Origin of the sequence: Anabaena sphaerica FACHB-251, from assembly GCF_014696825.1 — a bacterium.
Classification (GTDB): Bacteria; Cyanobacteriota; Cyanobacteriia; order Cyanobacteriales; family Nostocaceae; genus RDYJ01.
Genome location: NZ_JACJQU010000018.1, coordinates 88,175 through 113,327, shown reverse-complemented (window position 1 = coordinate 113,327; position 25,153 = coordinate 88,175). Strand labels below are relative to the sequence as shown.

Sequence of the window (25,153 nt, the reverse complement as noted above, 5' to 3'; positions counted from 1 at the left end):
AACCATCGTTACCCCGAACCAACAAAATAAGGCTGATGCGCTGGAGCCAAAAGGCAAGGGAGCAGGGACTGGGGGATGTTGAACTTACCAGTAGCACTCCCAATAAAACTGGTGTACAGCATCCATAATTCTCAAGGTTCAACCAACGGTTATCTGGAACTAATTCACCTATCGTTTCCTCAAAACAAGAATATCACAAATACAGCCAATAGCTTTTCTCAGTAAACAAGGATTTGCATTAGTAATAATAGGTACTCATCGTCTGAATAAAACTCAAAAATACAAACTCTGTCATCAACTTTAATGGATACTCGTGGAAAAGCCTAAATCTTATTTCTTTATGAACTTGATATCAAGATTTACGTAATCTTCAACGAAAATTTACTGACAAATAAGAAGTATAAAGAGAGAATAAACTTATTCTAGGAGCTAAAATGTTCCAGGGTAGCTTTAACGACAGATAATTATTGTCACTCAAGAAACAACCAGGGAACTTTGACTAATTTGTTATGCGGATTTTAATTTACTCTTACAACTACCACCCAGAACCTATTGGTATCGCTCCGCTAATGACTGAATTAGCAGAGGGACTGGTGAAACGTGGACATCAAGTGCGTGTAGTCACAGCTATGCCCAACTACCCTGAACGTCAAATTTATCAGGAATATCGGGGCAAATTTTATTTGACAGAACATAAAAATGGTGTTCAAATTCAACGCAGTTATGTGTGGATTCGCCCCCAACCTAATTTATTAGATCGGGTGCTGCTGGATGCTAGTTTTGTAGTCACCAGTTTTTTACCTGCGCTGATGGGCTGGCGGCCAGATGTTATTCTTTTAACCTCCCCATCTTTGCCTGTTTGCATACCCGCTGCTGTTTTAGGATGGTTACGCGCCTGTCCAATCATCTTAAATCTACAAGATATATTACCCGAAGCAGCCATCCACGTCGGTCTGCTGAAAAATAAGTTACTAATCAAAATATTCACGGCCTTAGAAAAATTTGCCTACTCCGCCGCCGCTAAAATTAGTGTTATTGCTGATGGCTTTGTAGAAAATTTGCTCTCCAAGGGTGTAGCAGCCCATAAAATCGTGCAGATTCCCAACTGGGTTGATGTAAATTTTATCAGCCCCTTGCCAAAAGAAGACAGCCCTTTTCGCGCAGCACATAACCTCAAGGGCAAATTTGTGGTGCTATATTCGGGTAACATTGCCTTAACACAAGGCTTAGAAACAGTTATTAAAGCTGCTGCTAAATTACGTGACATCACAAAAATTGCTTTTGTGGTTGTTGGTGAAGGTAAAGGTTTGCAGCGATTACAACAGCAGTGTTTAGACTGGGGTGCAGATAATGTTTTGTTATTACCTTTTCAAACCCGCAAAGACCTACCACAAATGTTAGCAGCAGCAGATGTGGGTTTGGTAGTACAAAAGAAAAATGTGATCTCCTTCAATATGCCATCGAAAATTCAGGTTTTACTTGCCAGTGGCAGAGCCTTAGTGGGATCTGTACCTGAAAATGGGACTGCAGCTAGAGCAATTAAACAAAGCTGCGGTGGAGTTGTGATTCCTCCAGAAGATCCTCAAGCCTTAGCCACGGCAATTTTAGAATTGTACCAAAACCCGGAAAAGGTAAAAACTCTGGGTGACAATAGTCGGCAGTATGCTGTTGAGCAATATGCCTTTGAGCAAGCCTTAAATCAGTATGAGGCTTTATTTTACTCCTTGACAGCAGATGGCAAAGCAATTCATTCCCAATCTGTCACTAAACAGGAAGTTTAAGCATTTAGAGTATTGTGGTGGCAATCCTGGACAGATCACAGATACATCACGTCTGATAGTTGCTGTACTACCAGAGAATTGTCAAATCAGCCCCATCAACACCTATTTTTTTGTTAGTATTCAAAAAAACCTATTCACACAATTGCAAGTTGTTTGTAACTACATCAGACAATTTGTAACAAGAAGAAACAAGCCCCTGAGGTTGAATGACTGATTATTTTCAAGGAAATTTGCCACTAGAATCTGTCCCACGGACAAGAAACACAGTAAACAGCGCCATGGCTGAAACTGATGATGGAAGTGAAAAATTAGCGAGAACCATAGCCGAAGCTGGGTCAGAACGCAAAGCAGGTGACATTATATTGCTCAAATTAGCAGAAGTGTCTTACCTGTCTGATTACTTTGTGATGATGACTGGCTATTCTAGGGTCCAAGTCAGAGCGATCGCCGCAGCCATAGAAGATAAAGTCGAAACCGACCTGCAACGCCGTCCCTTAAGAACCGAAGGAAAAGCTGAGGGAAGTTGGGTACTGCAAGACTATGGCGACGTGATCGTTCACATCATGATGCCCAAGGAACGGGAGTTTTATAATTTAGAAGCGTTCTGGATTCATGCAGAACGCATATCGTTACCAAACTCTGATTAGGTTGAGGATAAGCAAAGATGATGAGATCCTCGGTTTCTAACTGCCCAGTTCCGACAGAACAACAACCGCTGAATGAGTACGAAGAATTAAAAAATTCCTGGCTATTTCGGGATACTACCTTAAGCTGGCGTAGTTATCTCACCAAGATTTTTTGGATTTGGGGTTGGTCTTGGGCAGTGGCAGGACCAGTAGCAGCGGCCAGCTTTCCTCCACAAAAGCAGATTGTTCATTTTATCCTCTGTGGGGCAGCCGCTGCTAGTGTGGGGATAGTGCTGGTATTAGTGCGGTTGTATTTGGGTTGGTTCTATGTGCGCGATCGCCTCTACAGCACCACAGTATTTTATGAAGAATCCGGTTGGTATGATGGACAAACTTGGACAAAACCCCAGGAAGTTATCACCCGCGATCGCCTCATTGTCTCCTACGAAATTAAACCCATTCTCCAACGCTTACAAATTACCTTTGCTGTCTTGGCTTTAATGTATCTTATTGGGACTATAGTTTGGCATTTGTTATAAATTAGTCATAAGTAATTAGTCATTACTCATTAGGAACAGGGAACTCTTGACAGGAAACAGGGGATAATAAACTATTTCCTATGGCAAGAGTGCCTATTGCCTTTTCCCACTGACAACTGAACAATTCACAAAATAGATATAAACCCATGACAATGGGAAAAAGAACACAAGCCACAGCACTGGAAGTCCGGTTGCTGCGTGAAGGTATTATCGAATCTAGGCATATAGTCCAGGCTGTAGTCAGCGACGAACGGGGACGAGTTCTGTCTGTTGCTGGCAACGCTGAAACCGCTGCATTTGCCCGTTCTGCCCTCAAACCATTTCAGGCATTGGCTGTCACCAGCACAGGCACACTGGAACGGTATGATTTGAGCGATCGCGACTTGGCAATTATGACCAGTTCCCACAAAGGCAGCATGGAACAGGTGCGGCAAGTATTTAACATCCTCTGGCGGGCTGACCTTGACCCCACTGCTTTACACTGTCCCATTCCTCAAGGTAAGCGCAGTAGTTTAGAATACAATTGCTCTGGTAAACACGCCGGAATGTTAGCAGTTTGTCAGCAACGCCATTGGCCTTTAACTAACTATTTAGACCGCAAACACCCAGTCCAGCAGTTAATTCTGACTAAGGTGGCAGATTTACTAAGAATGCCAGCGGCAGAATTTATCGGTGTTCATGACGACTGCGGCGCACCTACATATCTTATGCAACTCGGTCACATGGCCTCTTTATATGCTGTACTCGCCTCCAGCAATAACTTGGATATGGAACGCATTGTCCGCGCCATGAATCACCATCCTACTATGGTGGCTGGGGAAGGCGAATTCGACACAGAACTGATGCGCTTAACTCCAGGAGAATTGGTCAGTAAAGCTGGAGCCGAAGGAGTACAGTGCATTGGCAGACTTGGTGAAGGTATGGGATTGGCTATTAAAGTTATGGATGGTGCTAAACGCGCCAAATATGCCGTAGCTATTCATTTGCTTCAACAAATGGGTTGGATTAGTCCCAGCATCGCCCAAAGCCTGGCCGAGAAGTTTATGAACCTGGGGAAATACAAGCGTTTGGAGGTAATTGGAGAATTATCGCTTTTGTAGTTGACAAACTTTTGACTTCGCGTTATATTAAAGAAGTCGAGAGACAAAAGCAACGCGGGATAGAGCAGCCTGGTAGCTCGTCGGGCTCAAGACTTAAGATTAACTAAACGCTTATCAGTTAGTCTTGTATTGGGCGGCACACGAAGTAACTTGTGTGTGTTTATCTGTCAAACTCGGGGAAGCCAATAGCGCGGTAATCCCGAACCAAGCTCCAGAAATGGGGAAGGTGTAGAGACTGGAAGGCAGACACCCTAACGTTAATGACGAGGGTGAAGGGACAGTCCAGACCACAAACTAGTTTAACTAGGCAACGAAAGTTGTAGTTGGTAAGCATAACCCGAAGGTCAGTGGTTCAAATCCACTTCCCGCCACCAAATTAAAAAACAAAGCCCTGTAATCTTAATTGATTGCAGGGTTTTGTTTTATGTGGTATTTGAAGCCTATGGAAAAATAGTAAATACTAATCCTAAAAGTATTTACCAAAAAATAAAAACTTAAACAGTATTGACTATAGACGAAAGTATGTACTAGAATTTCAAGTAAATACTTAGTAAGGCAGTATGTATGAACATGGCTCAACGAATTACAATCACACTTCCCGATAATCTCCATGAGCGTTTGCAAACCTTTAAAGAGAACCTTAACGTTTCTGGTATATGTCAACAAGCAATTGATTTAGCAGTTCAGATTGAAGAAATTAAGGTAAAGACGGATATTCCAGCAATTGAAAAAGCGATCGCACGGTTGCGAAAAGAGAAGCAAGAAATAAGTGCTAAGTGGAAGGAAACTGGTTTTAAGGATGGGTTAACAGACGCAACAGAGAAACTAAATTATCCAACACTTAAGTATGTTGGTGAGGGAGGAGATATAGATGAGCAATTTCCAGGAATGATTCACGGAGTACCTGTAAGTGTTTGGTTAGAGGCTTATAACTATCAAAGATATGAAAAAGAGGATGATTTTGAATATGAAATTTATGACCAAGGCTGGATTGAAGGTGTTATCCATGTCTGGGAAGAAATTAAAGACAAGCTTTAATTATTGAATTTCTGGACTTCAAAAATTACCTAATTCTAGCTAGAGAAGTGATCTGTAGCTTCCCAAGCTAGATGTTTTGGGTATGTATAGTATTGGCAGTTGCAATTAATATGGACACAAAGCTGAGAGGAGACATAGCAGAACAAGCAGCTATTCTTCATGCCTTAAAACGTGGTTGGGGAGTTTTAAAACCTGTTGGTGATAGACTACCTTACGATTTAGTATTTGACGTTGGGGGAAATTTAATTAAAATACAAGTCAAATATGCTTGGTTTGATGAACCTTCTGGTAATTATGTAGTAGATAATCGACGCACAAAAACAAATAGACAGATCATGATTAGGGATATTTATCAACCCTCTGATTTTGATTTTGCGTTGGTATATGTAGAAAACCTTGACCTTTTTTATATTTTTCCTGTGGATGTTTTTATTAGCTATGGAAGTGAAATACATCTTGTGGAGGCTGAAAAAAGACAGCGCAAACCTCGTTCAGCAGAATATCGCAATGCTTGGGAATTAATCATAAACGCATAAAATGTTGACCCAATTGTAATTCATAAAAACAGGAAGTGATGTAGCAACAAACAGGGTAGTTAAGACGCGGTGCGAAGCACATCTTCCATGGCTTCCCGGAGACAGTCAAATTGAATTTGTTGTTTGCGAATTCGACTGTTTTACAATTGGGATAGAAAAATATGGAATTTGAAGAGAAAGGATATTGGCTGTATGTCCAAGCCCAAACTTAGTGACGATAAAATTACCCAACGTGGCAAAGAACTTTATGAAAATAGCATTCGTCCTCAAGTAGAAACACCAGAAAATATTGGCAAAATTATCTCAATAAATGTTGAGACTGGCGAATATGAAATAGGTGATGATTTACTTGCAACGAGTCTGCGGCTAAGAAGCAAACAAGCAGATGCAGCACTTTGGACGGAAAGAATTGGGTTTAATGCCGTCTATGCAGTTGGTGGTACATTGGTTAGGACGGTAGAGTGATAAATGGAACTGTAGCTGGGCTTCAAGCTCAAATAGGTATAATTTTATGTCTTCCAGGAAATCCAAACATAGAAATTAAGTGCATAGTAGATACAGGATTTGAAGGTTTTTTGACTTTGCCACCTGCTGCAATAGCCAAACTTGGGTTGACTTATGTTACCAGGATTAACGCCAATCTTGCAGATAATTCAAACATTGCAACTGATGTTTATCTGGCAACTATTTTATGGAATGGTATAGAGCGCGATGTGGCAGTTTTAGCTATGGGTCGTCGTCCACTGATAGGAACTGCACTACTTCAAGATTATCATCTTAGTATTGATTTTCACGAAGGTGGTAAAGTTCTAGTTGATGCAATTTCGTTATCTTGAGTTTTTTTCCAATTAAGAATGCGAATCACCACATACAGCAGAATATGGCTTACGCCACGCTACGCTATCAGGAGTCAGGAGTGAAACTAAAGAAATAGGGTAATGGTAAAAAATCAAGAACTACCCATTACCCATTACCCATTACCCATTACCTAAAATCCCAATTTTTCTAACACTGGTTTTGTCGAAACAATATGTCTTTCTAAACCCAATTCTTTAGGACTAACTCCTAAAGCCAAAGCAATTAATTGAGGTAAATGTAAAACTGGTAAACCTAACTTTTTACCAATGACCTTTTCTACTTCTGGTTGACGAGAATCTAAATTTAGGTGACACAGGGGACAAGGAGTAACAATACAATCAGCACCGCTTGATATAGCTTCTTCAATGTGCATTCCTGCCATTTTAAAAGATTCGGTAGTCGCATAACTAGAAAGAGGCCAACCACAACATTGGGTACGACCACGATAATATATGGGCGTTGCCCCCACAGCCCGAAACACATTTTCCATTGCTTCTGGTTGAAACGGATCATCATAGGGCATAGATTTTTGAGCGCGGAGGAGATAACAGCCATAAAACGCTGCACATTTGAGGTTAGATAACTTGCGGGTGACACGGTTGGTAATTTCCTCTAAACCGTAATCTGTGACTAAAGCGTAGAGGAGATGTTTAACTTCTGTACTACCCCGATAAGGAGAACAACCTTCTTTTTCTAACAGCCCATTAACTTGATCAACATAAGTTGGATTACTTGTTTGGCATCCTTTGAGACGTTCATCAACATGACCAATGACACCTTGACAAGTGCTGCAATGAGTGAGAAGAGGTAGATTTAATTCTTCCGCTAGAGCGATATTCCTAGCATTAACGGTATCTTCTAACAATTGGGAATCTTCCTTAAACGTACCCGAACCGCAGCAAGCAGCTTTTTTGAGTTCAATGAGTTCAATACCCAAAGCTTGGGTAAGTGCCTGAGTAGATAGATAAAGCTCCCGACAAGCTCCTTGAGCAACACAACCGGGGTAGTAAGCGTATTTTAGGGTTTGAGATAGCATAAAATTATGTTTGAGTTAGAGGGTAGCGATCGCCCTGGTACAACAAATCTAACAATCAATAAATTGAAAAGTTTTCGGTGGACAGAGAGTTTGGGGGGTAGGGGATGAGGAGGCAGTGAACAATGAACAGTGATAACTGGTAACTGATAACTGTACTCAGGATCACCCTTTCCGATAAGATGTATATGCTCAAAAAAACATTGCCCATAAAGAGCAGATCATAACAACTGGTTAAGGACTTTTATCTATGAGTGGAAAAGAGAAAGAAGAGATTTTTGAGAAAGTCAAGGAAATTGTCGCAGAACAACTGAGTACCGAGATCGATAAAATCAAGCTAAAATCGACTTTTTCTGAAGATTTAGGTGCTGATTCCTTGGATACTGTTGAGTTGGTTATGGCTTTGGAAGAAGAATTTGGCATTGAAATCCCTGACGAAGCTGCCGAGAAAATTACAACAGTTGAAGATGCGGTGAACTATATTAACGAAAAAGCTACTGCATCTGCTTAAAACTTTAGCTGAGTGCGGGTAGTAATGGGTAATTGGTAATAGGTCATGGGTAGTGGGTTGAAAATCACCAATTACCACTAGCCAGTTACCAACCAAAATTACTTGGCTCAGAACTCGTAACTTGCCACGGGCTATGCCCAACTACGCTAACAGCAATATTAATTGTTTTACTTGCTGGTTTTTCGCCACCTTTAACTGAATCATGACAGACTATAAACGTAAGCGCGTTGTTGTAACTGGTGTCGGCGCGATTACTCCTATTGGGAACACACCATCTGAATATTGGGAAGGATTGTTAAGCGGACGTAATGGCATAGACTACATCACAGCATTTGATGCGTCTAAACACGATTGCCGCATTGCGGGGGAAGTGAAAAACTTCGATCCGCAGGAATACATGGAGCGCAAAGAAGCCAAGCGCACAGATCGGTTTGCCCAATTTGCGATCGCAGCTTCTAAACAGGCTATATCAGACGCGCAATTAGTTATCAATGACCTCAACGCCGAACAAATAGGTGTCATGATCGGTTCAGGCGTTGGAGGAATTAAAGTATTAGAAGACCAGCAAACAATCTACCTGAACCGGGGGCCTGATCGCTGTAGTCCATTCATGATACCGATGATGATTGCCAACATGGCAGCCGGATTAACAGCAATTCATACTGGTGCAAAAGGTCCAAATTCCTGTTCTGTTACAGCTTGCGCGGCTGGTTCCAACGCCATTGGTGATGCTTTTCGCTTAATTCAAAATGGATATGCTCAAGCAATGATTTGTGGCGGAGCAGAAGCAGCAGTAACACCATTATCGGTAGCAGGATTTGCAGCAGCCAGGGCGCTTTCCACAAAGAATGACCCCCATACTGCCTGTCGTCCCTTTGACAAAGATCGGGATGGCTTTGTTATGGGTGAAGGTTCGGGAATTTTAATTCTCGAAGAATTAGAACACGCCCTGGGTCGTGGCGCTCGTATTTATGGGGAAATGGTAGGCTATGGCATGACCTGCGACGCTTACCATATGACCTCCCCAGTACCTGGTGGTTTAGGTGCAGCTAGAGCAATGGAACTGGCACTTAAAGATGGTGAACTGACACCAGCAATGATCAGCTATATCAATGCTCATGGAACCAGCACCCCAGCCAATGATGTCACAGAAACAGCAGCAATTAAAAAGGCTTTGGGCGATGATTATGCCCACAAGATAGCAATTAGTTCTACTAAATCCATGACAGGTCATTTGTTAGGTGGTTCAGGAGGAATAGAAGCAGTAGCGACAGTCTTGGCGATCGCCAATGACCAAATTCCCCCCACCATCCATTTGGATAACCCCGATCCAGGATGTGACTTAGATTATGTACCCCACACCAGCCGCGCTCAAAAAGTAGAAGTAGCACTATCCAACTCCTTTGGATTTGGTGGTCATAACGTCACTTTGGCCTTTAAGAAATACCAGTAATTTTGGGAATAGGTGACAGGTGACAGGTGACAGGTGACAGTTGGCAGTTGGCAGTTGACAGTTGACAAGCAGAAGATAATTCTCCCCAGTCCCCAATCCCCAGTCTCCAGTCCCCAGTACCCAATCCCCAGCCTCCTGAAGTAAACCTGTGGAGCGTATTATATATATCATTCCCAGCTGAACCAAGGGTTTGGCATGACCAAATTATTAGCTGTATTCATCACCTGAAACTCAGAAGATCCCGCTTGTCCATCTACAGGCAGGAATGGGATGATGTGGATGGTGGGATCGCTTTATAATGACCCCAGAAACAGAAAGCTACAAAGAGTCCTAACCCGTCGTTAAAAACAAGAAATTATGGCTGTTGCAACCCAATCCCTCGAAGAACTTTGTATTAACTCGATTCGCTTCTTGGCTGTTGATGCCATAGAAAAATCCAAATCGGGACACCCTGGACTGCCGATGGGCGCTGCTCCGATGGCTTTCGTCCTTTGGGATAAATTCATGCGGTATAACCCCAAAAATCCCAAATGGTTCAACCGCGATCGCTTCGTCTTGTCTGCTGGTCACGGGTCTATGTTACAGTATGCCATGCTGTACCTGACAGGCTACGATAGCGTCGGTATTGAAGATATCAAGCAGTTCCGTCAATGGGGAGCTAAAACTCCTGGACACCCAGAAAACTTTGTTACAGCTGGTGTAGAAGTAACCACTGGTCCTTTGGGTCAAGGTATTGCTAACGCAGTCGGTTTAGCCATAGCAGAAGCACACCTCGCCGCTAAATTTAACAAACCCGATGCCAAAATTGTAGACCACTACACCTATGTAATTTTGGGTGATGGTTGCAACATGGAAGGAATTTCTGGTGAAGCGGCTTCTATCGCTGGACACTGGGGTTTAGGTAAACTCATCGCACTCTACGACGACAACCACATCTCCATTGATGGTTCTACAGATGTGGCATTCACTGAAGATGTTTCTAAACGGTTTGAAGCTTACGGCTGGCACGTTCTGCACGTTAAAGACGGTAACACCGATTTAGACGCAATCTCCAAAGCTATTGAAGCGGCAAAAGCTGTCACCGACAAACCCACCATGATCAAGGTGACAACCACCATCGGTTATGGTTCTCCCAACAAGCAAAACACCGCTGGTATTCACGGTGCTGCATTGGGTTCTGACGAAACAGCCGCAACCCGCAAAAACTTAAATTGGGAATACGCACCTTTTGAAATTCCACAAGATGTCCTCAACCATTTAGGTAAGGCTGTAGAACGTGGTGCAACTTCCGAAGGTGAATGGAACAAGACCTTTGCTGACTATAAGGCTAAATATCCCGCTGAAGCCGCAGAATTTGAACGTTTCGTTAGCGGTAAACTGCCCGAAGGTTGGGACAAAGTTCTACCTACCTACACAGCCGAAGATAAAGCGCAGCCCACCCGTAAACATTCAGAAATCTGTCTCAACAAGTTGGCGGCCGTGTTACCTGAACTCATCGGTGGTTCTGCTGACCTCACTCACTCCAATTTGACTGAAATCAAAGGTTTTGGCGACTTCCAGAAAGGACATTTCCAAAACAGGAATCTTCACTTTGGTGTCCGGGAACACGCTATGGGCGCAATCTGTAACGGTATCGCGTTGCATGGTTCAGGCTTAATTCCCTATGGTGCGACCTTCCTGATTTTTACAGATTATATGCGTGCTGCCATCCGCTTGGCTGCGCTTTCTGAAGCTGGCTCAATTTGGGTGATGACTCATGATTCAATTGGTCAAGGTGAAGATGGTCCAACTCACCAACCCATTGAAACTTTAGCTTCTTTGCGTGCAATTCCGGATTTGACTGTGATTCGTCCTGCGGACGGAAACGAAACCTCTGGTGCTTATAGCATAGCGATCGCCAAATCCAAAGCTAATGCTTCCACTCTCTTGGCTTTCACCCGTCAAAATGTTCCCAATTTAGCTGGTACATCTATTGAAGGTGTAGCTAAGGGCGCATACACGATTGTAGATTGTGCTGGTACACCAGATATCATCTTAATTGGTACTGGTTCAGAATTAAGCCTCTGTGTCACCGCAGCAGAAAAACTCACTGCTGAAGGTAAGAAAGTGCGCGTTGTTTCTATGCCTTCTTCCACCTTGTTTGATACACAAGATGCAGCTTACAAAGAATCAATTCTACCTAAAGCAGTCACCAAGCGTCTTTCTGTGGAAGCAGCTAGTAGCTTCGGTTGGCATAAGTATATTGGGACTGAAGGTGATACCGTGAGTATTGATACCTTTGGTGCTTCCGCTCCCGGTGGTATTTGTCTGGAGAAGTTTGGCTTCACAGTTGATAATGTGTTAGCTAAAGCTAAGGCATTATTGGGTTAATCAGCAACAGAATATTTCTCTTATTTTTTGGGGGGTGGGATGAAAATCCTGCCCTTTTTTGTGGCGTGATTTATTGAATTAGAGTGCCATATAGGACTGGTATTTGATTTTTGATCTGTGTAGAGAGGGAACAGGGGAAGTGTACGGAGTGTTTTTCAAGAATCAAATATGATTCCTATATTGCCTCAACATATGGAGTGGAATTCTCTTATGGGAAAAGATGCGTTGAGAAAATTACAGAAATTCTCATCACAAAGATTGGTTAAAGCCATGGACAGGGTGGTTAGGACATCAATTGATAATGAAACTCCCACTACAAAAGGGTTTTACTCCTGACTCCTGGTATAAATGTGGATAATTTAATACTTCTGGCTGGAAACAAATACAAAAGTGCAGAATTATGAGAAAAAGGTTAAGTTTGTTTGCTAATTTGGTTTGCTCGGAATCAAATTCAAACTAATCTCAGTCTTGATATTTGTAAAGTTGTTGACATAACAGCTTTGGTCTAAAGTTCTTCACTTACAGTCATTTTCAGGTAAACAAACCACAATTTGAATGATAGTTTCGCTCAATTGCTCTTAGCCTATCCCTTACGGCAGCCATAGGCATCTTTCGTAAGATTAGGCGCAAAGGAAGAAATATATTAATTTAGGGTGTGGTCTAAATACATGAAAACTGCTGTAACACTATTTAACCTACTCAAAATAGGTGAGTTATGAAGCATCAAAATTTCCAGAATACATCTGTCAAGTTTGTACAAACTTTTCTAGCTGCGGCTACACTCATGACGGCTTCTGTCGGCCCCGCCTTTGCTAACGACAAAGTGAAAATTTTAAACGCAGAATATGGTGGTAACGGTTGCCCTGAAGGGTCTGCTAGTGTAAACGTCAGCCCCGATGGTCAAGAGCTAAGTATTCTATTTGATAAATTTATAGCTCTAGGGAATAAATCAGCAGAAACACGCAAAAGCTGTAACTTGAGCATTCCGATTCAAGTACCCCAAGGCTTTCAAGTTTCCCTCTACGATGCTGATTATCGGGGGTATGTTGCTCCCTCCACAACTGGCAGACTGAGAGCAGAGTATTTTTTTGCTGGTCAGCGTGGCCCTGTTTTTTCCAGGACATTTAGAGGCGAAGCTGACTACAACGTTCGAGATAAATTAGTGACTGTGGGTGATGTCTGGTCAGGCTGTGGCGATAGTGTAAATATGCGAGTGAATGCTGCAATGATCGCTAATGGTCAAGGGATGGCGACCGTTGACTCCTTTGACCTAGCTCACCGTGGTTTGGTTTATCACATTAAATATCGCAAGTGCAAGTAACTGATGTTGACTCCCCACTGTGAAAAGTGGGGTTAATTCACTGAGTGTTTTGGATTAGAAATATGAAATATAGGGTAATTAGCGCCCAAAGTCAGGCTTGCTGACTTTGGGCTGCTGTTAATATTTATATGTGATAGTATTGATAGCCCTTTGTGGGCTTGATGAACATAACTGAGCCACTTCCATTTGCCAGTAGTTACAGCAGATTGCAGTTCAATGAGGTACAGAATCTAAGTTCAAACCTATACACAAAGCCAGTTTTACTCCTGACTCCTGACTCCTGCTGTAGTTTTATATTTAATTTTGACTAGTTGTCTGTTAATTAACGTAGCAGGAGAGCGTTCTAGCTCTGAGCAGTGCTTGAGAGAGTTGACAGATTTCTGCACATATGCGGTAATAATCATTACTAGTTTGCCAGACATGATATAAATAGTAAAATTGCTTAGAATAACAAGCAATTAAATCTTGGCTTCACACCAATGCCCGATAGACAAGATGACATCAAACAGGTCTAATAGAACCATCTGATAAAATCTGCATCTCGTCGTCGCTATTTTCCAGGGAGCAGCCATGTTGAACTTTTTTAATAACTTATTTTTGATAACAATGTTTGTTCCTCATGGACAGTGCTACCTGTGGAAACAAGATTTGGTGTCTCTGCACATCATTTCCGATGGACTAATTGCACTAGCGTATTTTTCCATACCTCTGGTGATACTGGAATTTATTAAACAGCGTCCTGATTTACCATTCAGGAGTATATTTGCCTTATTTGGAGCTTTTATTATTTCTTGCGGTACAACCCACTTAATAGCAATATGGACACTTTGGTATCCATATTATTGGCTATCTGGTACTATTAAAGCAATTGCAGCCCTGATTTCCTGCTATACAGCCATAGAACTAATACATTTGATACCTATCGCTATATCTCTACCCAGTCCGAAACAATTAGAGCAAATAAACAAAGAACTACATAACGAAATTAGAGAACGCCAACATATAGAAACAGAATTTCGTGAACTTAATGCGGAACTAGAGAACCGGGTGGAATTGCGGACTGAAGCTTTAAGTGTTGCCAATGAACAACTACACGCAGAGATTGCAGTTCGCAAGCAAGCAGAAATAAAATTACGTGCTACAACCTCACAGATGACAGCATTGATTGAAAACTTGCAAGCTGGTGTTCTGGTAGAAAATGAATCAAACCAAATAGTTTTGATCAATCAAGAATTTTGTAATATGTTTGGTATTCAGGATTTACCCGAAGATTGGATTGGAGTAAATGGAACTAAATTTACAGCAGAAAAAAAAGAATTATTTGCCGAACCAGAAAATTTTCTTGAGCAAGTATCAAGAATAAAATCAGATGGGCGTGTTGTTGTTGATGAACTGATGATTGCAGATGGTCGGATATTAGAACGTTATTATATACCGATTTTTCCGGAAGAAAATTATTGTGGTCACTTATGGAAATATCGAGATATTACTGAACGGAAAATCTCCGAATTAGAATTAAAACAAAGTGAAGCTGCCCTGCGAATTTTATATGAAGTAGCATCTCAAAATTTAGATTTTGAATCACGGTTTCAAGGTTTTTTAGCTCTAGGCTGTCAAACATTTGATATGGAATTGGGTATTCTTGGCCATATCGATGACAATCAATGCTATCACGTATTACTTGCTCAAACCCCAGATAATTCACTACAATCAGGAGATACTTTTGATATCCGACAGACGTTTTGCAATGAAGTTATAAATACAGACGCACCTATTACCATTATTCACGCTGGTGCTTCTGAATGGTGCAAGCATCCAGCCTATCAAATATTCAAGATAGAAGCTTACATTGGCATCAGAATCATGATCGGGGGAAAATTGTATGGCGCTCTCAGTTTCTCCAGTCGTAAACCTCGACAAAAGCCATTTAAATCAGGAGAAAAAGAGCTATTGATGCTGATGGCACAATGGGTAGGTAGTGAACTCGCTCGTCAACAAGCAGAAACAGCACTGCAACAACAATTTAATCGCACATTGCTACTAAAACAAATTACAGAAGAAATTCGCCAAAGTTTAAATACACAAAAAATTTTTCAAATTACAGCCAATCAAATTAGCCAGGCTTTCCAGGTGAATTGCTGCTTGATTCACAGTTATATTGCTGATCCTATACCTAGAATTATTGTAGTTGCTGAACATTTAGATATAGGTTATGAATCCTTACTGAATTTAGAAATTTTCATTCCCGGCAATCTTTATGGAGAAGTAATGATTACACAGGATCAAGCGATCGCTTCGGAAGATGTGTATGCAGATCCCTTATTAAAAACTATGGAACCAATGTGTCGGGAAATTGGTTTGAAATCCATGTTAGCAATTCGCACATCCTATCAAGGAGAACCGAATGGAGCAATTAGTTTACATCAGTGCGATCGCTTCCGTAGTTGGACACAAGACGAAATTGAACTACTAGAAGCAGTCGCAGCACAAGTAGGAATTGCCATCTCTCAAGCTGATCTCTTAGAACAGGAAAAACAACAGCGTCAAGAACTAACTGTTAAAAACTCTGCCCTAGAACAAGCGAAACGACAAGCAGAAAGTGCCAACAAAGCTAAAAGCGAATTCTTGGCCATGATGAGCCATGAAATCCGTACTCCCATGAATGCCGTTATTGGCATGACCGGGTTACTACTTGATACAAACCTCGACTCACAACAGCGCGATTTTGTCACCACCATCCGCAGCAGTGGAGATGCTCTACTATCAATAATTAACGATATTCTTGACTTCTCAAAAATAGAATCTGACCAGCTAGATTTAGAAGCACAGCCTTTTAGTTTACGCAATTGTGTAGAAGAGTCTTTAGATTTATTAGCTCCCCAAGCAGCAGCTAAGAGAATAGAACTAATTTATTTATTAACTCCCCAGACACCCAACATTATCATTGGAGACATTACCCGTCTACGACAAATTTTAGTGAATTTGCTGAGTAATGCTGTCAAATTTACCAATAGAGGCGAAGTCATTGTCACCGTCACAGCAAAACAATTAGCAACAGCAACACCAGAGCAGACTTTCCCACTCTATGAAATCGAGTTTGCCATTAAAGATACAGGTATTGGTATTGCCCCAGAAAAAATAGATCGACTATTCAAGCCTTTTAGTCAAGTTGATTCCTCCATGACGCGCAAATATGGCGGCACAGGATTAGGCTTAGTCATCAGCAACCGATTAAGTGAAATTATGGGGGGAAAAATGTGGGTGGAAAGCCAGATAGATCGAGGCTCTACTTTTCATTTCACAATCACAGTCCCCACAGATCCTCATTCTGAACCAATCAACTTCATCAATTCAGCAAATCAACTCAACGGCAAACAGTTACTAATTCTGGAAAACCATCCGGTTCATCGGCAATTTTTAACAATGCAAGCTGAGTCTTGGGGAATGTTAGTACGTACAGTGAAATCAGCTGCTGAAGTATTGTCATGCCTGCAAAAAGAACAATTTGACATTACAATTATAGATATGCAATTTGCTGAAATTGATAGTTTGGCATTAGCAAGAGAAATACGTCAACAACCAAATGCCCACACACTACCTTTGCTACTATTAAAAGATATCAACCAGCCAGAAGAAGATCCAGATACCCCCAGAGAAGGAATAGCTTTCCTCAATAAACCCATTAAACAATCCCAACTTTATAACAGTTTGCTCAATCTTATTAATCAGCAACCGATTAAATTTAGCCGTGTAGACAAAAATGCTGTCCAAACCTTTCCCTATTTAGGTGATTTGCCAATACGGATTTTAGTAGCAGAAGACCATCCTGTTAACCTGAAAATGGTGACTTTAGTTTTGGCCAAGCTGGGTTTGAGAGCCGATGTAGCAGGCAACGGGTTAGAAGTATTATCTGCCTTGCATCGTCAATCCTATGATGTGATCTTGATGGATGTGCAGATGCCAGAAATGGATGGGTTAGAGGCCACTAAACAAATCCGGATGTGGCATTGGGACGAACAACCACGAATTATTGCCATGACTGCAAATGCAATGCAGGGTGACAAAGAAATTTGTCTTGAGGCAGGCATGGATGATTATATCAGCAAGCCAATTAGATTAGAAGAACTAGTTAGGGTACTCACCCAATGTCCATTAGACTGCAAAAAAAGTTTAAATAAACAATCATTTTTTAACATTTACCACCCAGAACTAAAGCAAGAAGTAAAGCCAGTCGAAAAACTAGCTGCCTCCAGTCCGGATGCGGCAATTGATCTTCGTATCCTGCAATCAGTTAGGGATATGGCAGGTGAAGATGCTACTGTTTTCTTATCCGAATTAATGAACACTTATCTACGAGAAGCTGAAAAATTGTTAGTAGCTCTAAGCGTAGCGATCAAGCAAGCAGACACAATTACAATTAAACAATTAGCTCACAAATTTAAGTCTAGCAGTGCTTCCGTGGGCGCTATCCAGTTATCTAATCTTTGCAAAAATATGGAAACTCTCAATCAGAATGGAACTATTGACCAATGTCCAAAAATATTACAGCAGATGGAAACCGAATATGAGAAAGTAAAGTTAGCTTTGCAGATGGAATGCTCGTGAAAATACAGTCATAGTTGTTCACCCCGAACCCTGTCTTCACTGAAAACTTTTCGCTCTACTGAATTTGTATGACTATTTCCTTACACACAAATAAACCCTTGGTTTTGGTCGTAGACGATGACCTAGTTATACAGATGCAGCTACGCCAAGCTATGCAAAAAGAAGGCTACAAGGTCATAGAAGCTAGTGATGGCAAGGAAGCCATAGATATTTATATTCGATTACATCCAGATATTGTGCTTTTAGATGCCATGATGCCTGTTATGGATGGTTTTACTTGCTGCGCTCAATTGCAAGCCCTGGCTACGGACAACTTTACAGATGACTTTGGCCAAACAACTCCGATATTGATGATTACAGGACTGGATGACCCAGATTCTGTGGACAAAGCCTTTGCTGTTGGTGCGAGTGATTATATTACTAAACCAATTCATTGGGCAGTATTGCGTCAGAGAGTTCGTCGTCTGTTGCAGATGAGTTGGGCTATGAAAGAATTAAAGCACAAGATAGAACAAGAACAACTAATTGCTAAAATTACTCATAAAATTCGTCAATCTTTAAACTTAGAGATAATTCTCAACACCACCGTCACTGAAGTCCGCAAATTGCTGCAAACTGACCGGGTAATTGTCTATCGTTTGCAGCCAGATGGTAGCGGAATTGTGTTGGTAGAATCAGTAGGTTCTGAATGGCAACCTACATTAGGAAAAGAAATCAAAGATTGCTATTTCGTGGAAAAATGTCGACAAGACTATAGAAAAGGTACTGTTTATGTTGTTAACGACATTTATGCGGCAGGTTTTCCCCAATGTCAACTTGATTTACTTGGTGAGTTGCAAGCCAAAGCTAATTTAGTTGTTCCCATTGTCCAAGGTAAAAATATGTGGGGATTATTAGTTGCTTATCAATGTTCTGAACCCCGTCAATGGCAGCAGTTAGAGATAGATTTGCTTAAACAACTAGCAGATCAGCTAGTCATAGGTATTCGACAAGCACATATTTATCAACAATTAGAAGCGGCTAACCAAGAATTGAAACGACTAGCAAATATAGATGGTTTAACTCAAATTGCCAATCGTCGTTGTTTTGATGAAGTATTATTTCAGGAATGGAAACGACTGAAAAGGGAAAAATTACCATTATCTTTAATTTTGTGCGATATCGATTTTTTCAAAAATTATAACGATACTTATGGACATCCTGCTGGTGATGAGTGCTTGAAACAAGTAGCCTATATTATTAATCAATCCATAAATCGTCCTGCTGATTTAGTAGCACGTTATGGAGGAGAAGAATTTGTATTAATTCTTCCCCATACAGATACTGAAGGAGCAGTTCACATAGCTGAAGAAATTAGATCCCAAATCACAAGTGCTGCTATTGCTCACATTAGTTCTCAAGTTAGCCAATATGTTACCATCAGCTTAGGAATTGCTACCTTGATTCCTAATGACCAACTTTATCCTGAATCTTTAATTTCCAAGGCTGATCAAGCTCTTTATCAGGCCAAACAATCAGGTCGTAATTGTTTTGTTATTGCCACTTCTTAAAACGAATAAGAAATGGGTCAATTCTCTGTTATTGCTGTTACCTATTCCTTATTCCCTGACTAATGACTAATGACTAATGACATGGATATTTTTAAAATAAATAACAGCTTGAAAATAGTTAAATTATTAAGCAGACAAAAATTTCTACCACTATTAGTAGGAACTTTATCTTTAGTTATCGTAACTATGATCTGGCACAGACTATTAAAAGAAGAGCAAAATCATATTCAACAACTAATTCAACAGCAAGGGACAACAATTAAAACAGAGTTAACCAACGAATTAGATACTCGAATTATCGCACTACAGCGCATGGGACAACGCTGGGAAAATAGTGGTGGTACTCCTTATCAGCAATGGTCAGCAGATGCAACCAACTATATAGAAGACTTCAAAGGTTATCAAGCCATCCAATGGGTTGATCCATCATATCAAGTTCGCTGGATTGTCCCCAAATCGGAAAATGAATCCGCACGAAATCTGGATTTGAGTCAAGAAACCAAACGACAGATAGCATTAAAAGCAGCAAAAAATAACCGCAAAATTACTTTTATAAATACAGTTAATCTGGTTCAGAGTGGTAGAGTTTTTGCCGCATATATTCCCCTATTTGTAAATAATAAATTTGATGGATTTATTTTAGGAGTTTTTCAAACACAATCACTCTTGGATTCGGTTTTAAAGACACCTAATGGTTATCAAATGCGAATTTTTGACGGGCAGAAATTCATTTACAGTCATGGTGGACAGATGATAAAATCACCGTGGCAGCAAACAGTAAAAATTGATTCTTATAACCTGAAGTGGCAAATTATTATTTCTCCTACCCCAGAACTATTAAGAGAATTACGCACACCCCTACCCACAGTAGTATTAGTTGCTGGCATCTTCTGGACAGGAACACTCACATTATTAACCTATTTTGTTCAAGCCATCCTCGTAAATCAACAGCATATAGCTGCAATTAACCAAGAACTAACTCAGACTATATCTCAACATAAACAAACAGAAATCAACCTCCGTAGCAGCGAAAATAGATTGTGGCAATTACTAGAAACAACCAAAGTTATTCCCTGGGAATTAGACATAAAAGACTGGCAATTTACTTACGTTGGACTGCAAGCGGAAGCATTGCTAGGCTACCCAATTTCACAATGGTATGAGGAAAATTTTTGGTTGAATCATCTACATCCAGATGATCGAGAAAAGTCCATTCAATTTTGCCAAAAACTAACAGCACAATGCAAAAATCATCAATTTGAATATCGGATATTCGCAGCAGATGGCAGAATTATTTGGTTGAGAGATATCGTGAATGTAGTTCAAGAAGAAGGAATCCCAATCATACTGCGGGGTTTCATGTTTGATATTACCGACCTCAAGCTAGTTGAAGAAACCTTAAAATTGAGAGAAAGGGCTGTTGCTAGTACCAACAACGGAATTGTGATTACTGATGCTAAACACCCAGATCATCCAGTTATTTACGTCAACCCAGCCTTTGAGCAAATTACAGGCTATACCTGTAGTGAAACCATAGGATACAACTGTAGATTTTTGCAAGGTCAAGAAACTAATCAACCAGGATTACATGAACTAAGAACAGCAATTAAAACCGGAAGAAGTTGCAATGTTGTCATTCGCAACTATCGAAAAGATGGCACATTGTTTTGGAATGAATTGAGTATTTCGCCTATTTATGACGACAATGGAGAGTTAACCCATTTTATCGGCATTCAAAACGATATTACCAAACGGCAAGAAGCAGAAGCGGCGCTCAAGGAAAAAGAAGAACGTTGGCAACTAGCACTACAAGGTAATAATGATGGTATTTGGGACTGGAACTTAAAAACCAACGAAGTCTTCTTTTCTGCTCACTGGAAAGAAATGTTAGGCTATGAAGACTATGAAATTACCAACCATGTTGATGAATGGTCTAAGCGAGTTCATCCAGAAGAGATAGATGGGGTCATACAGGTAATTCAAAATCACTTAGCCAAGAAAACGCCCTTTTACATTAGTGAGCATCGAGTCCAGTGTAAAGACGGTAGCTATAAATGGATACTTGACCGGGGACAAGCACTCTGGGACGAAGAAGGAAATGCAGTGCGGATGGTGGGATCACACACCGATATTACTGAACGTATGCAAGTAAAATATGCACTCGAACAAGAATTGCAGCGAACTTTACTGCTAAAAAAAATCACTGAAAAAATCCGTCAAAGTCTAGATATTCAAGAAATATTTGAAACATCAGCCACAGAAATTGGACAAGCTTTTAAAGCAGATCGCTGTCTGATTCACTCTTATATTCGCGAACCTATACCCCATATTCCTCTGGTAGCAGAGTATGTTCTCTCTGGTTACTCCTCTATCCTAAATATGAAGATGGAGATTCCTATAGTAGGGAATCCCCACGTAACAACATTGATCATGCAGGATCAGGCGATCGCTTCCTCTGATGTGTACATTGATCCCTTATTCCAGGCAACTGAACCTATTTGTCGAGAAATTGGACTCAAGTCCATGTTAGCAATTCGCATTTCTTATCAAGACCAAGCCAATGGAATAATTGGTTTACACCAATGTAGCCATTTTCGCCAATGGACTCCAGAAGAAATTGAATTACTAGAAGCCGTTGCTGCTCAATTGGGTATTGCTTTAGCGCAAGCTCAACTGCTAGAACAAGAAACCAGGCAACGAGCAGAACTAACTTTAAAAAACTCTGCCTTAGAACAGTCTAAACACGCAGCAGAAGCTGCTAACCGCGCAAAAAGTGAATTTTTGGCGATGATGAGCCATGAAATTCGTACCCCCATGAATGCTGTTATTGGGATGACAGGAGTGCTGTTAGATACTAATCTCACTCCCCAACAACAGGACTTTGTGGAAACAATTCGGTCTAGTGGAGAAGCTTTGCTCACCATCATTAATGATATTCTCGATTTCTCGAAAATCGAATCAGGCAAGTTGGAACTAGAAGAACAATCTTTTAATTTGAGAAATTGTATCGAGCAAGTGCTTGATATCTTAGCCCCAAAAGCAGATGAAAAAAATATTGAACTAGCTTATCTGATCGATCTTCAAGTTCCCACTCGAATCATTGGCGATCTGACCCGCGTGCGTCAGATACTGATGAACCTTCTTGGCAATGCCATTAAATTCACTAAAACAGGAGAAGTAATTCTCTCAGTACACGCCAAACCAATTGCCAATACAGCCCCAGGAATTGCCAAAATTATTACCCAATCGCCAGTCTTCATTGTTTACGAAATTTTATTTGCCATCAAAGATACAGGAATAGGCATTCCCGCAGATAAAATGCAGCGATTATTTCAACCCTTCTCCCAAGCTGATGCTTCCACCACCCGACAATATGGTGGCACAGGATTAGGCTTGGTGATTAGCCAGCGGTTAAGTGAAATGATGGGCGGTACTCTTTGGGTTGAAAGTCAGGGATGTATTGGTGGTAATCCCAACCTGCGATGGCAAAATGAATCACTAATTTCTTCTTTGCAGCCTGATCAGGGTTCAAAATTTTATTTTACTGTTATCGCCCCAGGAGATATTGATTTTCCCTCCGAGGAATTATCGATTTACTCAGTGCAGTTAGCTGGAAAGCGGTTGTTAATCGTAGATGATAATCCGGCTCACCGCAAAATTCTCAAGCTCACAGCGGAGTCTTGGAATATGCAAACTTATATCGCTGCTTCAGCACAGGAAGCCTTAGAACAACTGCGTTTGGGTAATCAGTTTGATATGGCTATTTTAGATATTCGGATGCCGGAAATGGATGGAATCACCTTGGCACAGGAAATCCGCAAGCAATCAAACTGTCAAACCATACCCCTAGTTATTCTCACTTCCTTGGCTAAAGCGGAAACTAGCCGAGAATGTGCTGATATCCAGATAGCTGCTTATTTAACTAAACCTGTCAAACAATCTCAGCTTTATAATGCCCTGTCCCAGATTTTGATGAATCAGCCAATTAAAGCTCATATTTCCCAGCCTAAAACGCCAGAATTGGATTGGTATTTGGCAGAAAAATTACCTTTGCGGATTCTGTTAGCAGAGGATACAGTAGTTAATCAGAAAGTTGCTTTATTAATGCTCAAGAAAATTGGTTATCGGGCTGATGTAGCAGCTAATGGGCTGGAAGTTCTCACAGCTTTGCATCGTCAGACTTATGATGTGGTGTTGATGGATGTGCAGATGCCGGAAATGGATGGACTGGAAACAACTCAAAGAATCTGTCAGCAATGGGAAGCTAATCAGCGCCCCTATATTATCGCCATGACTGCTAATGCTATGCGGGGCGATCGCGAAATTTGTCTGGCTGCTGGCATGGATGATTACATTAGTAAACCAGTTCAAATTGCGGATTTGTTTCAAGCATTGAGCAGATATGGAGAGAAGATAGGGACTGGGGAATAGGGACTGGGGACTGGGGAGATGGGGAGATGGGGAGAAATTTCTTATTCTGCCTCCTGCCTTCTGCCTTCTGCCTTCTGCCTTCTGCCTTCTGCCTTCTGCCTTCTGCCTCCTGCCTCCTATCAAATCTCAATTGTAAAAATTGCTCCTTGTGGTTGATTACTTTCTACCTTGATTTTTCCGCCATGTGCTTCTACCGTCATTTTACAGAAAGCAAGACCTAAGCCAATCTGAGATGCTGCTTGTTTGAAACTGCCGATTTCGTATTTCTCAAAAATAACTTGACGTAATTCTTCCTGCACTCCTGAGCCTGAATCAGCTACTTGAATTTTAGCTCGTCCTGGTGCTGGATAATCAGCGTGTAAAACAATTTGAGTATTTGGTTTGGTAAATTTAATCGCATTAGAGAGCAGATTATCAATTACTCGACGGAACAAATCAACATCCAAACTAATACTGCCACCAAATTTAGGCAAATCAGTTATTAGTTCTATATTTTTCTGAATTACAGCGGCTTGAATATCAGATATTGCTAAGGAACAGAGTTCACAGATATCAATATCTGTGCGTTGAAGAATCAACTTTCCCGAATCTAATTTCGCCATCAGTAGCAAACTATCAATCATCGATTGCAATTGTTGTCCAGATGCTATAATCTGACTGCTTTTTTGAAACTGACGTTCAGGTGATAAATTGCCAAGGCGCAACATTTCTGCAGAGAGAATAATTGAGGTTAAGGGATTCCGCAAATCATGAACAATCATATTAGAGAGGTCTTCCCGAAAGTGCATAGTTTCTTGGAGAGCATCATATTGTTGCTTGATGCGTAGCATAGATCTCACCCGCGCTCGCAGTTCCATGCTATTCACAGGTTTACTGATGAAATCGTCAGCACCTACAGCTATACATTCAGATAAATCTTCTTTGGAATTCAAAGCCGTAACCATAATCACTGGAATATGTTTCCATTGAGGATTTGACTTGAATTTCTCACAGAATTGAATGCCATTCATTTGCGGCATCATCACATCTAACAAAATCACGTCGGGCTGAAAAGAATCTAGGAGATTAAGGGCTTGCAGTCCATTAGCAACATAACTTAATTCATAACCTTCACTATCTAATAGTGCATCAATAACATCAAAGTTATCAGGTTCGTCATCAATAATTAAAATTTTTGCTGGCGTTTCCATTATCAGTTATCAGTTATCAGTTATCAGTTTTCCCTATTCCCTCTTAGAGGATGTTTTAAAAGTTTTGAATGTATAAATAAACCCCTCTCCAAACCTCTCCCCGACGCGGGGAGAGGCTTTGAAACCCCAATTCCCTCGTAGGGAAGGGGGGAAGGGGGGTTAGGTTGCTGAAGATTATTGGTTTCATCTAATACTTTTCAAACAACCTCTT

17 protein-coding genes are annotated in these 25,153 nt (G+C 40.9%); 15 read left to right on the top strand and 2 right to left on the bottom strand.

The genetic code is table 11. From position 1 onward, the window contains the following. Positions 1–509 precede the first annotated feature (509 nt). The 8 genes from H6G06_RS22155 (at position 510) to H6G06_RS22120 (ending at position 6,456) form a co-directional block, all read left to right on the top strand. Positions 510–1,781 (top strand): glycosyltransferase family 4 protein, encoded by a 1,272-nt coding sequence (locus tag H6G06_RS22155; protein ID WP_190564118.1) that lies wholly within the window; start codon positions 510–512, stop codon positions 1,779–1,781. A gap of 206 nt (positions 1,782–1,987) precedes the next feature. Next, positions 1,988–2,428 (top strand): ribosome silencing factor, encoded by a 441-nt coding sequence (rsfS, locus tag H6G06_RS22150; protein ID WP_190564116.1) that lies wholly within the window; start codon positions 1,988–1,990, stop codon positions 2,426–2,428. A 17-nt stretch (positions 2,429–2,445) separates the two neighbouring features. Continuing rightward, positions 2,446–2,946 (top strand): CGLD27 family protein, encoded by a 501-nt coding sequence (locus H6G06_RS22145; RefSeq protein WP_190564114.1) that lies wholly within the window; start codon positions 2,446–2,448, stop codon positions 2,944–2,946. Positions 2,947–3,092: 146 nt separating this feature from the next. After that, positions 3,093–4,046 (top strand): asparaginase, encoded by a 954-nt coding sequence (locus H6G06_RS22140; RefSeq protein WP_190564112.1) that lies wholly within the window; start codon positions 3,093–3,095, stop codon positions 4,044–4,046. 570 nt (positions 4,047–4,616) lie between these two features. After that, the gene (locus tag H6G06_RS22135) at positions 4,617–5,084 is read left to right on the top strand and encodes a hypothetical protein (RefSeq protein ID WP_206754720.1); all 468 of its coding nucleotides are present in this window, start codon (positions 4,617–4,619) and stop codon (positions 5,082–5,084) included. A gap of 110 nt (positions 5,085–5,194) precedes the next feature. After that, complete coding sequence (locus H6G06_RS22130) at positions 5,195–5,620, top strand: group I intron-associated PD-(D/E)XK endonuclease (protein ID WP_190564108.1); 426 nt, start codon at positions 5,195–5,197, stop codon at positions 5,618–5,620. 192 nt (positions 5,621–5,812) lie between these two features. Continuing rightward, positions 5,813–6,085, top strand: a complete 273-nt coding sequence (locus H6G06_RS22125; RefSeq protein WP_190564106.1) for a hypothetical protein — start codon at positions 5,813–5,815, stop codon at positions 6,083–6,085. Further along, positions 6,082–6,456, top strand: a complete 375-nt coding sequence (locus H6G06_RS22120) for a clan AA aspartic protease (protein WP_190564104.1) — start codon at positions 6,082–6,084, stop codon at positions 6,454–6,456. The genes H6G06_RS22125 and H6G06_RS22120 overlap by 4 nt, the downstream gene beginning before the upstream one ends. Before the next feature lie 152 nt (positions 6,457–6,608). Here the strand turns inward: H6G06_RS22120 and H6G06_RS22115 are convergent, their stop codons facing one another. After that, positions 6,609–7,514 (bottom strand): CoB--CoM heterodisulfide reductase iron-sulfur subunit B family protein, encoded by a 906-nt coding sequence (locus tag H6G06_RS22115; RefSeq protein WP_190564102.1) that lies wholly within the window; start codon positions 7,512–7,514, stop codon positions 6,609–6,611. A 247-nt stretch (positions 7,515–7,761) separates the two neighbouring features. On the opposite strand from H6G06_RS22115, the gene acpP reads away from it, so the two are divergent. From acpP to H6G06_RS22080, 7 genes are all read left to right on the top strand, one after another. Continuing rightward, positions 7,762–8,022, top strand: a complete 261-nt coding sequence (acpP, locus tag H6G06_RS22110; RefSeq protein WP_190564100.1) for an acyl carrier protein — start codon at positions 7,762–7,764, stop codon at positions 8,020–8,022. 202 nt (positions 8,023–8,224) lie between these two features. Then, the gene (gene fabF / locus H6G06_RS22105; RefSeq protein WP_190564098.1) at positions 8,225–9,475 is read left to right on the top strand and encodes a beta-ketoacyl-ACP synthase II; all 1,251 of its coding nucleotides are present in this window, start codon (positions 8,225–8,227) and stop codon (positions 9,473–9,475) included. Between the two features lie 357 nt (positions 9,476–9,832). Beyond that, complete coding sequence (gene tkt, locus H6G06_RS22100) at positions 9,833–11,845, top strand: transketolase (RefSeq protein ID WP_190564096.1); 2,013 nt, start codon at positions 9,833–9,835, stop codon at positions 11,843–11,845. A gap of 715 nt (positions 11,846–12,560) precedes the next feature. After that, on the top strand, positions 12,561–13,166 hold the full coding sequence (locus H6G06_RS22095) for a DUF4360 domain-containing protein (protein ID WP_190564094.1): 606 nt from the start codon (positions 12,561–12,563) through the stop codon (positions 13,164–13,166). Positions 13,167–13,736: 570 nt separating this feature from the next. Continuing rightward, a complete protein-coding gene (locus H6G06_RS22090) occupies positions 13,737–17,771 on the top strand; it encodes a GAF domain-containing hybrid sensor histidine kinase/response regulator (RefSeq protein WP_190564092.1) in 4,035 nt (1,344 codons plus the stop codon). 68 nt (positions 17,772–17,839) lie between these two features. Further along, positions 17,840–19,321, top strand: coding sequence for a diguanylate cyclase (locus tag H6G06_RS22085; RefSeq protein WP_190564090.1), 1,482 nt, complete (start codon positions 17,840–17,842; stop codon positions 19,319–19,321). 69 nt (positions 19,322–19,390) lie between these two features. Continuing rightward, positions 19,391–23,752 (top strand): response regulator, encoded by a 4,362-nt coding sequence (locus H6G06_RS22080; protein WP_242039818.1) that lies wholly within the window; start codon positions 19,391–19,393, stop codon positions 23,750–23,752. 119 nt (positions 23,753–23,871) lie between these two features. On the opposite strand, the gene H6G06_RS22075 is transcribed toward H6G06_RS22080, so the two are convergent. Continuing rightward, on the bottom strand, positions 23,872–24,942 hold the full coding sequence (locus H6G06_RS22075; RefSeq protein ID WP_190564088.1) for a hybrid sensor histidine kinase/response regulator: 1,071 nt from the start codon (positions 24,940–24,942) through the stop codon (positions 23,872–23,874). Positions 24,943–25,153: the final 211 nt, after the last annotated feature.